This is a genomic window from Ochrobactrum sp. A-1, from assembly GCF_022488005.1.
Classification (GTDB): domain Bacteria; phylum Pseudomonadota; class Alphaproteobacteria; order Rhizobiales; family Rhizobiaceae; genus Brucella.
In genome coordinates, this window is the sequence record NZ_JAKVQC010000007.1 from 1,678,449 (window position 1) to 1,692,443 (window position 13,995).

Here is a 13,995-nt window from a genome sequence, read left to right on the forward strand (position 1 = left end):
CTTTCGGAAATTTCGCTCGCAAGCCATGGAACGATTTGTTACTGCATATTTCTCGAAATCGAAACCGATTTGCGAACGGATTTATACGGCGTTCCTGTTTCCGGCTGTCCCTTGCCTGTCATTAAAGGTGTAAGGTGACACGGCAGCGCTGCTGAAAGGCCAATACCAGATGACTACAGATGACGATAACAAGGACGGCAAGCGTCCCTATGGCCGAGGAGGGCGCTCCGATCGTCCCGGCCGGACAGACCGGGATAGCCGTCCGCGCCGCGACGACGGTGGACGTGACAAGCCACGAAAATTCGGATCGCGCGGCACTGAAGCGCAGGAGGAGACGAGTGAGCGTATTGCCAAGCGTCTGGCGCGCGCAGGCATAGCTTCGCGTCGTGAAGCTGAGACGATGATTGCGGCTGGCCGTATTGCTGTGAACGGCAAGGTGCTGGAAAGCCCGGCTGTCAATGTCAAGCGTACTGACATTATCACGGTCGACGGCAAGCCGTTGAAGCAAACCGAGCGTACCCGTCTCTGGCTGTACCATAAGCCAGCAGGTTTGGTGACGACAAATCGCGATCCTGAAGGCCGTCCAACGGTTTTTGAGGCGTTGCCAGCAGAAATGCCGCGTGTGCTGTCGGTTGGTCGGCTTGATATCAATACCGAAGGGCTTCTTCTTCTGACCAATGATGGCGGGTTGTCACGCGTTCTGGAGCTGCCGTCCACCGGATGGTTGCGCCGCTATCGTGTGCGGGCTCATGGCAAGGTCACCCAGCCGCAACTGGATGAACTGAAGAACGGCATAGCGGTCGATGGCGTGTTCTACGGCAGCATTGAAGCCGAACTTGAACGCGTACAGGGTGCGAACGTCTGGATTTCCATCGGGTTGCGTGAAGGCAAGAACCGCGAAGTGAAGAACATTCTCGGTGCGCTGGGCCTTACGGTCGGGCGGCTTATCCGTGTTTCGTTCGGCCCGTTCCAGCTTAGTGATCTTGAAGAAGGCGCCGTTCGCGAAATCAAGGGGCGTATTCTGCGGGATCAGTTGGGTGACAAGCTGATCGAGGAATCGGGCGCAGATTTTGATGCCCCTGTTCTCAATGAGTTTTCCAACACCGCCGTGCAGGGCCGCACTCGCCGTGAGATGGAAGAAACTCAGCCGGAGCAGGAAGGCGAAACCCGCCGGGCACCGCGTGAGCGTGAATGGATTTCCAGTCGCCCCGAACGTCGTCGCGGACGGGAAGACAAGACAGAGAAGGTCGAGCCACGCCGTCGTGGAAACGCCAATGTCTGGATGGCTCCCGGTGCGCGACCCAAGGGCGAAAAGGCGGCTGCAAAGCCTCCTCGTGTAGAGCACCAGGTTCCGCATCGCTCGGCAAAGTTCAGTGGCGACCTGCAAATGCGGCCGCGCCGGGTTGGGGAAGAGGAGCAGGGTCGCGACCGCGAAGACGGCGGCGAACGCCGCTACAACAAACGACCGGAAGGCCGTTTTGACAAGGATTCCCGTCCACAACGTCCGCGCCCGGAAAGAAATCGTTCGGAAGAAGGACGTCCGGAGCGCCGCGAGCCGCGTGAGGATGGACGCAAGGAACGTCGTCCCGGCAAGCGCGAACGTGCGGAATTGCGCGATACGGAAGGGCGCTCTGCAGAGCACGGTAAAGGTGGCTTTGAGGGTCGTAAGACGGGTAAGCCGGGCGGGCCGCGTGGAGAAGGCCGTTTTGGTGCTTCCGACCGTGATACGCGTTCAGGTCCGCGCAGCAGCGGACCGGGCAACAAGACTCGTCGTTTTGATGATCGCCCGAACGATGGCCCGCGTCGGGGACCGGGAAGCAAGCCGGGTGGTAAACCTGGTGGAAAGCCGGGAGGCGGCAAGTCAGGCGGTGGCAGAACTGGAGGCGGCGGTGCGGATCGTCGGCGGTAAGTTCCGTGGGCGAGTGCTCGTAACACCTTCGACCAACGCCATTCGTCCCACCACTGACCGCACTCGCGAGAGCCTGTTCAATATTCTCGCGCATAATTTCCTCGACAAGGTGGAGGGCGCGCGCGTCCTCGACCTGTTCGCGGGAACTGGCGCGCTCGGTTTGGAGGCTTTGTCGCGCGGCGCGCGCTATGCGACCTTCGTGGAAGAATCCGTAGAAGGACGGGGATTGTTGCGCCAGAATATCGAAGCTTTCAGTCTTCAGGGGCATACCAAAATTTTGCGGCGCGACGCTTGCCAGCTAGGTATTGTCGGCACGATGGAGCCGTTTGACCTGGTTTTTGCGGATCCTCCCTATGGACGTCGAATGGGTGAAAAGGCTTTTTTATCAGCGCTTCAGGGCGGCTGGCTTAATCCTGACGCACTTTTGGTGCTTGAAGAAGATGCTGAGGCGGCGCTCGAACTCGATGAACGATTCGTCGTGCTGGAAGAGCGCAACTACGGGGGCACGATTATTCGGCTGATCCAGTTGAAAGCCGCCGGTTGAATTAGCGGACGATTCCGTTCGCATAAAATATAACAAGTCGCCCGGAACAACCGAGCGAAGATGAAACCGATTGGAGATGTCGCTTGGTGAAAACCCCCTCACTCCGGCGCTTGCTGCTGTCTACCGCCTTGGGTTTCGTGCTGGCTTTACCAATGGCAAACGGTGTTGTCCGGGCAGAAAGCCAACCTGCCGCTACTACTGAAACGCAACCAGCGCCTCCGTCGCCACCAGCTACTGAACAAGCGGCGCTTCCAGAAATTATCCAGTCGGATGGAGTCAGTCACTTCACATTGCCAAATGGTTTGGAAGTGGTCGTTATCCCCGATCATCGCGCTCCGGTCGTGACCCAGATGATCTGGTACCATGTGGGATCGGCCGATGAGGCACCCGGCGTTTCGGGTATTGCGCATTTCCTCGAACATCTGATGTTCAAGGGGACGAAGAACCATCCAGCTGGTGAGTTTTCGGCGAAAGTTGCCTCCATCGGCGGGCAGGAAAACGCCTTCACGTCTTATGATTATACGGCCTATTTCCAGCGTGTATCTCCCGAAGCGCTGGAAATGGTGATGCAGTTCGAGTCGGACCGGATGGAAAATCTGGTGCTCAACGAAGAAGCCGTCAAAACCGAGCGGGACGTCATTCTGGAAGAGCGCCGCATGCGGGTCGATTCCAATCCCGCGTCGATGCTGATGGAAAACGCCGACGCTGTCCTTTTCTATAACCATCCTTATCGCAAGCCTGTCATTGGCTGGCAGCAGGAAATGGAAAAGCTAAGCCTCAAGAACGCCATCGACTTTTATCAGCAATATTATACACCGAATAATGCGACGCTTGTTATAGCCGGAGACGTTTCGCCAGAACGCGTGCGTGATCTGACTTTGAAGACATGGGCAAACGTGCCGAAACGAGCCGAAGTTCTGCTGCGTGAGCGTCCGCAGGAACCCGCGAAGCACGCCGCGCGCGTCGTGACGCTGCATGATGAGCGTGTCAGCACGCCTTCTTTCCGAGTGTCTTGGCTCGTCCCGTCCTATGCGAATGAAAAGCGGTTTCCGAATGTGAAACCGGGGGATGCCCCCGCTCTTGATCTTTTAAGCGAAATTCTTGGCGGTTCGTTACGTTCGCGCCTTTATCAGGAATTGATCGTCAAGCAGGGTATTGCTGCCAATACGGGCGCGAGCTATGGCGGCGATGCGCTCGATGACGGTACGTTTTCCGTTTATGGTGCACCGCGCAATGGCGCTACGCTTGGCGATGTTGAAAAGGCTGTTGATGCCGAAGTTGCGCGGATCATCAAGGATGGCGTCAGCCAGACTGAGCTCGATCAAGCTCGCAATCGTTTCCTGAAAGCGGTTATCTTTGCACGCGACAGCCAGACAGGTATGTCCCGGATTTATGGCTCGTCGCTGTCTGTAGGACAGACGGTCGACGATATCCAGAAATGGCCGGAGGTCATCAAGGGTGTCACCGTCGACCAAATCAAGGATGTGGCGACGCGCTATCTTGTCAAAGACCAGTCGGTAACCAGCTACTTGCTTCCACCAGACGCCGAGCCGGAAAGCGCTCGCGAGAACCCGGCTGCGTCAACAGAGGGCGCCGATGGCAATGGTGCTGAGGGAGCAATCCAGTGAAGAACATTCTTATGTTGAACTTCAAACGTGTTTTCGGCTTTCGCTATGCCAGTTCCGCTGTGGGTATTCTTGCGGCATCCATGACATTGTTGATCGTATGTGCCTTGCCGGCGCGCGCAATAGAAATTCAGGAAGTTGTTTCGCCAAAGGGCATTCATGCTTGGCTGGTAGAAGACGATTCAGTTCCGCTTGTTTCCATGCGGTTCTCATTCAAGGGTGGCACATCACAGGATCCTTCAGGCAAGGAAGGGTTGGCTAACCTCATGACTGGGCTGTTCGACGAGGGCGCCGGCGACCTGAAATCGGATGCATTTCAGGAGAAGATCGACAATCTGGGCGCGGAAATGAGTTTTTCTGCAACGCCCGATTCTGTTTCGGGCGGCATTCGCATGCTCGCGGAAAATCGTGACGCAGTAACGAGTTTGCTTGCTCTTGCCGTCAACAAGCCTCGCTTCGACCAGGATGCAATCGACCGTATTCGACAGCAGGTGGTTGCAAGTATCGAATCATCGCAACGTAACCCTTCGACGATTGCATCGCGTAAATTCTCCGAAGTTCTCTACGGCAACCATCCTTATGCGCGTCCCGATGACGGCACGGTGAAGTCACTGCAATCGATCACGCGTGACGATCTGCTGAACTTTCATCGCAAGAATTTTGCACGTGACCGCCTGACCATTGGCGTAGTGGGTTCCATCAACGCAAAGGATCTTGGTGCGTTGCTGGATAAGGTGTTCGGTGATCTGCCTGCGATGGCCGAACTGGTTCCCGTACCGGATGCCAAACTGGCACTCGGCACCACGACCAGTCTCAATTTCGATATGCCGCAGACCTCGATCAGTTTCGTCTATCCGGCTATTCCGCGCAAAGATCCCGAATTCTTTGCAGCCTATCTGATGAATCATATTCTGGGAGGCGGCTTTACCTCGCGACTCTATGCCGAGGTGCGCGAAAAGCGCGGTCTTGCCTATTCGGTGTCGTCATCCATGGTCATGCGTGATCATGTTTCAGCGCTTATGATTTCGACCGCTACCCGTCCCGATAAGGCGCAGGAATCCCTGAAGATCATTCGTGAACAGGTTGCTGCAATGGCTGCCGAGGGACCGACGGAAGAGGAACTTGCTGCTGCAAAAAACTTCCTCAAAGGGTCTTACGCAGTCAACAATCTGGACTCGTCTGCAGCAATCGCTGAAACTCTCGTCAGCTTGCAGGAAGCAGAACTTCCGCGTGATTATATCGACAAGCGCTCGGAGTTGATCGATGCTGTAACGCTGGATCAGGTCAAGGCTATTGCCAAGAAGCTGCTTGAAGCGGAACCGGCAATACTGATTTTCGGTCCAGCCCAAAGCTAAAAGGTGCCAAATTGGAAAAGGCAGTGCCGTCATCACCCCGAATTGCCGTCGCTTTCGGCGGAGGAGGGGCACGCGGCATTGCTCACATCCATATCGTCGAAGTACTTGACGAACTTGGTATCAGGCCGGTTGCAATTGCAGGCTCGTCGATAGGCTCGATCGTCGGCGCTGGCATGGCGAGTGGTATGACCGGCAAGGAAATTCATGAATATATGGCAGCGATTTTCAATCGCCGCTCCGAAGTCGCCAAGCGCATGTGGCAGACTCGACCGGCTCGCTGGGTAGAGTTACTGAAGGGTGGGCTACGCGTCAGCCAGTTCAACATCGAAAAGGTGCTGGACGTCTTTTTGCCTGTCAGCTTACCAGCCAATGTAGAAGAATTGAAAATCCCGATGAGCATTACGGCGGCGGATTTCCATGCCGCTCGGGAAATTCATATTCGTGATGGCGATCTACATTCCGCCATTGCAGCGTCCTGCGCCATACCGCCAGTGTTCGCTCCGGTGCGTAGAAATGACCGCATTCTGGTCGATGGCGGATTATTCAATCCAGTACCCTTTGATTTGCTGTTCGATGAGGCCGATATTGTCATAGGCATTGACGTTGTTGGCACCCCGGTCGGACCTGACGACTATATGCCAACGACGTTCGAGGCGGTGATCGGCGCGAACCAGCTGACGATGTGCTCCATCATCGAAAACAAATTTCGCATTCGCCCTCCGCACATTTTCATTCGCCCTAATGTCGAGCGGATTGGGCTTCTCGATTTCCTGAAGTTCGAGCAAATCTTGTCACAAAGCGCCAGCGTTCGTGACGAACTGAAACGCGCTATCGAACTGGCACTTGAGGGGAAAGTGGTGCCGATAAACTCAACTCTTGCTACCTGAATTTATCGGCGTCTTTATATGATTGCTATTCCGCCGGAATCGGTAATCCGACTGTGTCACTTGACGATGCCGCGGGCACGATATCATCTGCACCTTTGTCGATGCGCTGGCCTTCGCGAGCTGGTTTGACCAGAGGCTCTGGTGTGACCGGCTTGTTGAAAAGCAGATGGCGCCCGGCCAGAATTCCTTCCGAAGCCTGCACGTGGAGACGGTCCTCGTCGCGCTGGCGCACATCTTCGCGAATTCCGTAGGCTTGCGTTTCGGCTATGCCGAGCCCCTCAAGCGTCCGTTGACCGAACAGCAGGCCGGATTCAAATGTTTCGCGCAGTTCATATTCAACGCCTTGCGCTCGTAATTGCAACGTATGTTCGCGATCATAGGAACGAACGAACAAACGCACGTCCGGATATTCGGATTGTATGAGATTGACGATGTGGTTAGTCGTTTCCTTCTTGTGTGTACAGACGGCGACAATCTTTGCTTTTCGAATTCCTGCGGCTTCCAGGACGTCCTTGCGGGTGCCGTCACCGAAGTAAATGCGGAAGCCAAATTTTCCCGCTGCACGGACACGGTTGGGCGAACTGTCAATCACGGTTACGTCGATACCACCGGCAAGAAGAATCTGCGATGCAATCTGCCCGTATCGTGAAAAGCCGATCATCAAGACGTCAGAACCTGCACCTTCATAGTTCTCTTCAATGACGTCGACAGTCTTATCCTTGATAAGCAGCTTCGACCCTATCGCGACAGAAAGCGGCGTCAGAGCCATGGATACGGTGACGGCGGCCACGAGCTCGGAACCAAGAGCGCTTGAGATAATGGCTGCAGCCGAGGCTGCCGAGAACAGAACGAAAGCAAATTCACCGCCCTGCGGCAGAAGAAAAGCGATCCGCACTGCATCGTTATGGCTGGACCGGAAGATGCGGCACAACAGATAGATGATGGCGATTTTGGTGGCCATGAAGATGGGCACTGCAAGAAGGATAATCTTCCAGTATTGCAGGATCACCGTGAGGTTGAGCGACAAGCCGACCGCAACAAAGAACAATCCAAGGAAAATACCGCGAAAAGGTTCGATGTCCGCTTCCAGTTCGTGTCGATAGGACGATTCTGCAAGCAGAACGCCTGCAATGAATGCGCCCATGGCCATCGAAAGGCCTGCAGCCTGAAGTAGGCTGGCTGATCCGAGTACCACAAAGAGCGCTGCGGCGATCATTACTTCGCGGGCGCCTGTGTTGGCAATAATGCGAAACATCGGATTGATGAGATAGCGTCCTGCAATCACCAGCGCCGCTATGGCTGCGATAGCTGTGGCGAGATGGAATCCCGCACTCGCCTGTGACGGTTCGTTTGGCGAAAGTGCCGGAATAATTGCAAGGATCGGCACGATCGCAAGGTCCTGGAACAGCAGGATCGAAAAAGCACGCTGGCCGTGTTTCTGGTTCGTTTCGGCCCGGTCCTCCAAAACTTGCATCGCAAATGCCGTAGACGAAAGCGCAAGACCGAAACCGATGATGATTCCTGCTTCAGGGCTGAGGCCCGCAAAATAGATGCCAAGAGCGGTCAGAGCTGCTCCACAAATCAGAACTTGGGCGGTGCCAAGACCGAAGATCGATTGGCGCAATGCCCAAAGTCTTGAGGGCTTCAGCTCTAGCCCGATAATGAAGAGAAGAAAGACAACCCCGAGCTCGGAGAAGTGCAGAAAATCTTCTCCGTCTGCAATCAGGCGAGCTACAGGTCCAATCGTGATGCCTGCCGCAAGATAGCCGAGGACTGTGCCAAGTCCTAATCGTTTGAACAGCGGCGCAGCGATAATTGCACCACCCAAAATCATCAGACACTGTAGGTAGAGACTTCCGCCAGTTGCAACCATGCCAAGCTCTTGGAATTTGGAGAAATGTAGAAGGACTTGCCTTGAAGCCCTTGGATTTCGGCAATATAGAAACAAGATATGGCTGTAATCAGCCCGATGTCGAACAATTTGACGATATTTTTTAGCAAGTCCCGGTTTCGGTCCCGCTGCAAATTGTAGTGCAAGGTTGAACCGTGATAAACTTGGGAAACTCGGATTATATAATGATTTCAGATAATTCGGCAGAGAAACTTGTTGATCGAGCAGCCGCTCTCGTGGCTGCGGCCAAACGTGCCGGTGCGGATCAGGCTGACGCAGTCGTGATGCGTGCACGGTCCGTAAGCGTGTCGGTGAGGCTGGGTAAGGTTGAGGGAACCGAATCGTCGGAAAGCGACGATTTCGCTCTGCGCGTTTTTGTGGGGCGTCGCATTGCGAGTGTTTCAGCAAATGCGAGCGCCGACCCCGACCGTCTCGCTGAGCGGGCGGTGGCCATGGCGCGTGTTGCGCCGGAAGACCCTTATGAACAACTGGCCGATCCATTGCTGCTTGTGGTTTCGCCTCGTGATCTTGATCTCTACGATTCAACGGAAATCGATTCCGAACGTCTGACAGAGGATGCGCTTGTGGCGGAAGCTGCGGCGCTTGCCGTTAAAGGTGTGACAAATTCGGGTGGTGCTGGCGCTTCGCGCAGTCTGGGTGGTCTGGTGCTGGTCACGTCCACCGGGTTTTCAGGCCAATATGCAGCCACACGCTTTGGACGATCGGTCTCGGCGATTGCAGGCGAGGGCACGAAAATGGAGCGCGACTACGATTTTAGTTCGCGACTGCATTTTTCCGATCTTGATACGCCTGATGATATTGGGGGTCGCGCTGGCGAACGCGCTGTGCGAAGGCTGGGTGCGCGTCAGGCAAAGACGGGGCCAGTTACTGTTGTCTTTGATCCTCGCCTTGCACGCGGTATTGCGGGACATCTTGCAAGCGCCATTAACGGCGCTTCGGTTGCGCGCAAGACGAGCTTTCTTCGCGACAGTCTCGGCAGACAGATTCTCAAGCAGGGTATAAACGTTACCGACAATCCGCTGCGTGTGCGTGGTTCTTCTTCGCGTCCGTTCGACGGCGAAGGGATTGAGGGGCAGCCGTTGACGATGGTTGAAGACGGCATTCTCAATCATTGGTTGCTTTCTGGGTCGAGCGCCCGCGAGCTCGGTTTGCGAGGCAATGGTCGCGGTGTTCGTTCTGGCTCCGGCGTTTCTCCAGCATCGACCAATTTTGCTATCGAACCCGGTTTACAGTCACCGGAGGAATTAATCCGTGCAATCGGCACAGGTTTTTATGTAACGGAGGTGTTTGGGCAGGGCGTTGACATGATAACGGGCCAATATAGCCGCGGCGCGTCGGGGTTTTGGATCGAAAATGGCGAGCTCGCCTATCCCGTTAGCGAAGTGACGATCGCTTCGAACCTCAAGGACATGTTCCTCAATATGACACCAGCGTCCGATATCGACCGAAATTTCGGGATGACGGCGCCGACACTCGTAATCGAAGGCATGACCCTTGCCGGAAACTGACAAACAAAACGACATTTCCGGGGAGCTGGCGCTTCTGCGTGATGCTGCGCGTGAAGCCGGATGTATCGCGATGCGCTACTTCGGTCGTTCTCCGGAAGTCTGGCTGAAGGATGGTTCATCGCCCGTCAGTGAAGCCGACCTGGCTGTTGACCGCTATCTGAAGGATGTCCTTTTGAAAGCGCGGCCGGATTATGGCTGGATATCTGAAGAGACCGTTGATGAACGAGTGGCTCAAAAACGTAGCCGCGCCTTTGTCGTCGATCCGATTGACGGCACCCGTGCCTATATTGCAGGACAGGATCAATGGTGTGTTAGCATAGCCATTGTTGAAAAGGGCCGCCCGTTGGCCGGCGTCCTAGAGTGTCCAGCGCGTACAGAACTTATCGAGGCTGGTAAAGGCATCGGCGCTTCGCAAAATGGTGCTGCCATTCATGTCAAGTTACCGTCGTCAGGTGAACAAGTCACCATCGCATCAGCCCGCAACATGGTGACGGCACTCTCGGAAAGCTGGCGGGACCGTGCAAAGGTTCACCCCTATGTTCCCTCTCTCGCTTACCGTATTGCGATGGTGGCACGCGGAGATATAGCAGGCACCTTCATTCGGCCAAATTCGCATGATTGGGATCTGGCAGCAGCTGATCTGATCCTGAGTGAGTCGGGCGGGGCAATCCTGACAAACGATGCCTTGCCGATCACATATGGTGGTCCGACGTTGAGCCATGGTGCTCTCGTTGCCGCCAGCGGGGACCTTCTGCAAGAAATGTTGAGTGTTGTCGCGGGCTGACCCTTGGGTTAATCATGCCGCGAACCAAATTTGTTCAGGGATAATTGTCATGAGCGTCGAAAGCGACAAAAAGCAGCTTCTTCATCTGGTGTTCGGCGGTGAGCTGAAAAAGCTCGGTACCGTTGAGTTTCGCGATCTTGAGAACGTCGATATCGTTGGCATCTACCCGGATTACGAGTCGGCCAAGACGGCGTGGAAGTCGAAAGCCCAGCAAACCGTGGACAATGCTCATATGCGTTATTTTATCGTGCACCTGCATCGGTTGCTCGATCCTGAAGGCATAACGCTGAAGGCGGATTGAGCAGTTTGCCTGCTCCCGGCCGGTATCGGATGCAAAGCGGAGATAGCCCGGGTCGGACCACCGGGCATAAGAAGCAAGGGCTCGCGAAACGCCTCTGGCGGCGTATTCGCGGGCCGTTGGCGCAGTCTGCCGTGGTTAAAGCCATGCTGGTCTGGCTGATCACTACCTATTTCAAGTTCGTCTACAGCACCAATTCGCGTCTGAAAGAATCAGCTGACCCTCAAGCACTGGTTGGCAAGGACGATCCTTTCATCGTGACGTTCTGGCACGGGCAACATCTCATGGGACCGTTCATCTGCCCTAAAGGAATTGAACTGGTTGCCATGTTCTCGAGAAGTGCCGATGCGGAGTTGAATGCTCGTGTTGCGGAAAAACTCGGATTATTGACGGTACGAGGTTCCGGAGGACGAGGTTCTCGCTCCAAGCCGGAAAAAGGTGGGGCGCGCGCGCTTCTGACATTGAAGAATGCGCTAAAGAAAGGCCAGTCGGCGTCGATAATTGCAGACATTGCTCACGGCAAAGCGCGTGAAGCTGGAGACGGCATCATTTTATTGGCGAAATTGTCCGGTCGTCCGATAATTCCGGTTGCTTATGCTTTCTCACGGAACCATGTTTTGGAAAAGTCCTGGGACAAGACGGCGATTCCGCTGCCCTTTGGGCGTTCGATTATCGTGCGCGGCGACAATGTATGGGTCGACGCGGATGCCGATGAAACGCAACTGGAAGAAAAACGCATGGAGCTAACGCGCCAACTCAACGACGCGACTGCCAAGGCCTATGCCGCGTTGGAGAAAGCGAAATGAGCGAACGCTGGGCGCGCAATATGTTGGCTGCCTACCGCGCACTCGGCTCTGCGGCCTATCCTTTTATGGGGCCTTACATCGCTTATCGTGCATCGCGCGGCAAGGAAGAGCGTATGCGCCGCGGCGAGCGCTACGGCAAATCCGCCATCGCACGCCCGCAGGGACCGGTAATCTGGGCCCACGCGGCAAGCGTGGGTGAAACTGTTGCGATCACGCCATTGATTGAGCGGATTGCCGCAACGGGTATTCATATCGTGTTGACGACAGGTACTGTGACGTCGGCAAAAGTTGTAGCGGATCAATTGGGTAGCAAGGTTATTCATCAATATGCGCCGCTGGATTTGCAACCAGCGGTCAACAAGTTTCTCAACCATTGGAAACCTGATCTTGCCATTGGTTGTGAGTCTGAAGTCTGGCCTGCAACCGTACTTTCGCTTGGCAGTCGCCATACGCCGCAGGTTCTGGTCAATGGGCGCATGTCTGACCGCTCCTTCGCTGCCTGGCAGAAGAGACCGGCACTGGCCGAAGCGCTCTTTGAAAATTTCGCCTATGTGGTTGCACAGTCGGAACTTGATGCAGATCGCTTTCGGGCGCTGGGAGCGCGACCGGTCAGTGTTTCAGGGAATCTCAAAGTCGATACGAATCCTCCGCCAGCCGATCCGCAGGCACTGGCCGCGTTGCAACGCCAGATCGGTGGACGGCGGACATGGGCCGCAATTTCTACCCATGACGGTGAAGAAGCGATCACGGCGGAAGTTCATCAGATGCTGAAAGTACGCTATCCTCATCTCATCACGATTATTGTTCCGCGTCATCCGGATCGCGCTCCGGCCATTGAGGCTATGCTGGTGGAAAAAGGGCTCAAGGTTGCGCGTCGCAGCACTAATGAGCCGATTGAAGCCGATACCGATATCCTGCTGGGAGACACTATCGGAGAGATGGGGCTTTACCTCCAGCTGACAGAAATAGCCTTTATTGGCAATTCGCTGACCAAGGAAGGCGGACACAACCCGCTGGAACCGGCGATGATGGGAACTGCCGTGCTAACTGGACGGAATGTCCAGAATTTCCGTGAGTCTTTTCAGCGTCTCATCAAGAACGGTGGCGCGCGCATTGTGAAGGATCGCAATATGCTCGCGGGAGCGATCAATTTCCTGTTCAACAATCCTCAGCATCTCCGTGCCATGATCAATGCAGGAGTGAGCACGGTTAGGGATATGCGCGGTGCACTGGACCGTACACTTGTCGCACTCGAGCCGTTTATCCAGCCCTTGATCCTGCAGGCACAGTTACCTGGCAATCGCAATGAGACTGCCTATCAGACGGGCGGTCACTGAGCATGGTGAGTGAAGCGCCGCCTTTCTGGTGGGAAAAACCTGACTGGCGCGCTCTGTCATTGGCACCTGCTGCCTGGCTCTACGGAGCGGTGGCAGGGCGTCGGCTATTGAAAGCGGAGCCACCAAAAATTTCTCTGCCGGTCCTTTGTGTGGGCAATTTCACCGTAGGCGGAGCGGGAAAAACGCCGACCGCGATTGCTTTCGCTGCTGGTGCAAAAACGCGAGGTTTAAACCCCGGCATTGTGTCACGCGGCTATGGCGGCGCTTACAAGGGATTACACGTTGTTGATCCCGCGCATGACAGTGCGCGTTATGTCGGGGACGAGCCACTCCTGCTGGCACGTCATGCCGCGGTGGCTCTTTGTCCTGATCGGCTAAAGGCGGCTCGCCATTTACAGACGCTCGGTTGCGATTTCATCGTCATGGATGACGGTTTCCAGAGTGCGCGGCTTTTTGCCGATTTTTCGCTGCTGGTTGTGGATGCCGTGCGTGGTATTGGCAATGGAAAGGTCATACCGGCAGGTCCCCTGCGTGCTCCGCTGACAGACCAGATGCGTAAGACCGACGCTTTGCTGCGTATAGGCAAGGGCGATGGTGCTGATTTCGTCATCCGTCAAGCGGCACGGGCTGGTCGGCCGATATATGAAGCGCAGCTTGAACCCTCGTCGTCCGCTCCGGTAGCGGGCAATCGATGGCTCGCATTTGCGGGTATAGGCAATCCAGAAAAATTCTATGCAAGTGTTGCACAGGCAGGCGGTGAGATTGTGGAGACGCGCTCGTTCCCCGATCATCACAGTTTTGAAGCGGATGATATTCGCAACCTGATGGACACAGCTCGCCGTCAGGGATTGGGATTGATTACAACAGCTAAGGATCAGGTGCGTCTGGCAACGATGATTGGCGTTCCTGCCAGCTTTCTGGCAAAACTCGCGGTTCTCGATGTCGATCTCAAATTTGACCGCAACGACGGGCTTGACCACATTCTGGATACAGTCATCGAACGTTTCAAAAGCCGTGTTGCGAGCTAATT

Annotated in this window: 12 protein-coding genes; 11 read left to right on the forward strand and 1 reads right to left on the reverse strand. The window is 55.4% G+C overall.

Annotated elements, in window-relative coordinates; all coding sequences use genetic code 11:
- Positions 1–169: 169 nt before the first annotated feature.
- The 5 genes from MKS82_RS26200 to MKS82_RS26220 all read left to right on the forward strand — a co-directional run bounded on the left by MKS82_RS26200 (position 170) and on the right by MKS82_RS26220 (position 6,320).
- Positions 170–1,909 (forward strand): pseudouridine synthase, encoded by a 1,740-nt coding sequence (locus tag MKS82_RS26200; protein ID WP_109986837.1) that lies wholly within the window; start codon positions 170–172, stop codon positions 1,907–1,909.
- Positions 1,890–2,453 (forward strand): 16S rRNA (guanine(966)-N(2))-methyltransferase RsmD, encoded by a 564-nt coding sequence (gene rsmD / locus MKS82_RS26205; RefSeq protein WP_109986938.1) that lies wholly within the window; start codon positions 1,890–1,892, stop codon positions 2,451–2,453. Before MKS82_RS26200 ends, rsmD begins: the two co-directional genes overlap by 20 nt.
- A gap of 86 nt (positions 2,454–2,539) precedes the next feature.
- Positions 2,540–4,081 (forward strand): M16 family metallopeptidase, encoded by a 1,542-nt coding sequence (locus MKS82_RS26210; protein WP_240579512.1) that lies wholly within the window; start codon positions 2,540–2,542, stop codon positions 4,079–4,081.
- An 11-nt stretch (positions 4,082–4,092) separates the two neighbouring features.
- Positions 4,093–5,433, forward strand: coding sequence for a M16 family metallopeptidase (locus MKS82_RS26215; RefSeq protein ID WP_235969087.1), 1,341 nt, complete (start codon positions 4,093–4,095; stop codon positions 5,431–5,433).
- 11 nt (positions 5,434–5,444) lie between these two features.
- Positions 5,445–6,320, forward strand: coding sequence for a patatin-like phospholipase family protein (locus MKS82_RS26220; RefSeq protein ID WP_109986839.1), 876 nt, complete (start codon positions 5,445–5,447; stop codon positions 6,318–6,320).
- A 25-nt stretch (positions 6,321–6,345) separates the two neighbouring features.
- Here the strand turns inward: MKS82_RS26220 and MKS82_RS26225 are convergent, their stop codons facing one another.
- Entirely contained in the window at positions 6,346–8,193 is a 1,848-nt protein-coding gene (locus MKS82_RS26225) for a monovalent cation:proton antiporter-2 (CPA2) family protein (protein WP_240579471.1), read from the reverse strand.
- 203 nt (positions 8,194–8,396) lie between these two features.
- Between MKS82_RS26225 and MKS82_RS26230 the strand changes: the two genes are divergently transcribed.
- Genes MKS82_RS26230 through lpxK form a run of 6 tightly spaced genes read left to right on the forward strand, consistent with a single transcriptional unit; the run spans position 8,397 to position 13,993 of the window.
- Positions 8,397–9,740 (forward strand): TldD/PmbA family protein, encoded by a 1,344-nt coding sequence (locus MKS82_RS26230; protein WP_109986841.1) that lies wholly within the window; start codon positions 8,397–8,399, stop codon positions 9,738–9,740.
- Positions 9,727–10,524, forward strand: a complete 798-nt coding sequence (locus MKS82_RS26235) for a 3'(2'),5'-bisphosphate nucleotidase CysQ (protein WP_109986842.1) — start codon at positions 9,727–9,729, stop codon at positions 10,522–10,524. Before MKS82_RS26230 ends, MKS82_RS26235 begins: the two co-directional genes overlap by 14 nt.
- A gap of 49 nt (positions 10,525–10,573) precedes the next feature.
- Positions 10,574–10,825, forward strand: coding sequence for a DUF4170 domain-containing protein (locus MKS82_RS26240; protein ID WP_109986843.1), 252 nt, complete (start codon positions 10,574–10,576; stop codon positions 10,823–10,825).
- Between the two features lie 29 nt (positions 10,826–10,854).
- On the forward strand, positions 10,855–11,628 hold the full coding sequence (locus MKS82_RS26245; RefSeq protein ID WP_109986844.1) for a lysophospholipid acyltransferase family protein: 774 nt from the start codon (positions 10,855–10,857) through the stop codon (positions 11,626–11,628).
- Entirely contained in the window at positions 11,625–12,965 is a 1,341-nt protein-coding gene (waaA, locus tag MKS82_RS26250) for a lipid IV(A) 3-deoxy-D-manno-octulosonic acid transferase (RefSeq protein ID WP_240579472.1), read from the forward strand. Before MKS82_RS26245 ends, waaA begins: the two co-directional genes overlap by 4 nt.
- 2 nt (positions 12,966–12,967) lie before the next feature.
- Positions 12,968–13,993, forward strand: coding sequence for a tetraacyldisaccharide 4'-kinase (gene lpxK, locus MKS82_RS26255; protein WP_109986846.1), 1,026 nt, complete (start codon positions 12,968–12,970; stop codon positions 13,991–13,993).
- The last annotated feature ends 2 nt before the right edge of the window (positions 13,994–13,995 follow it).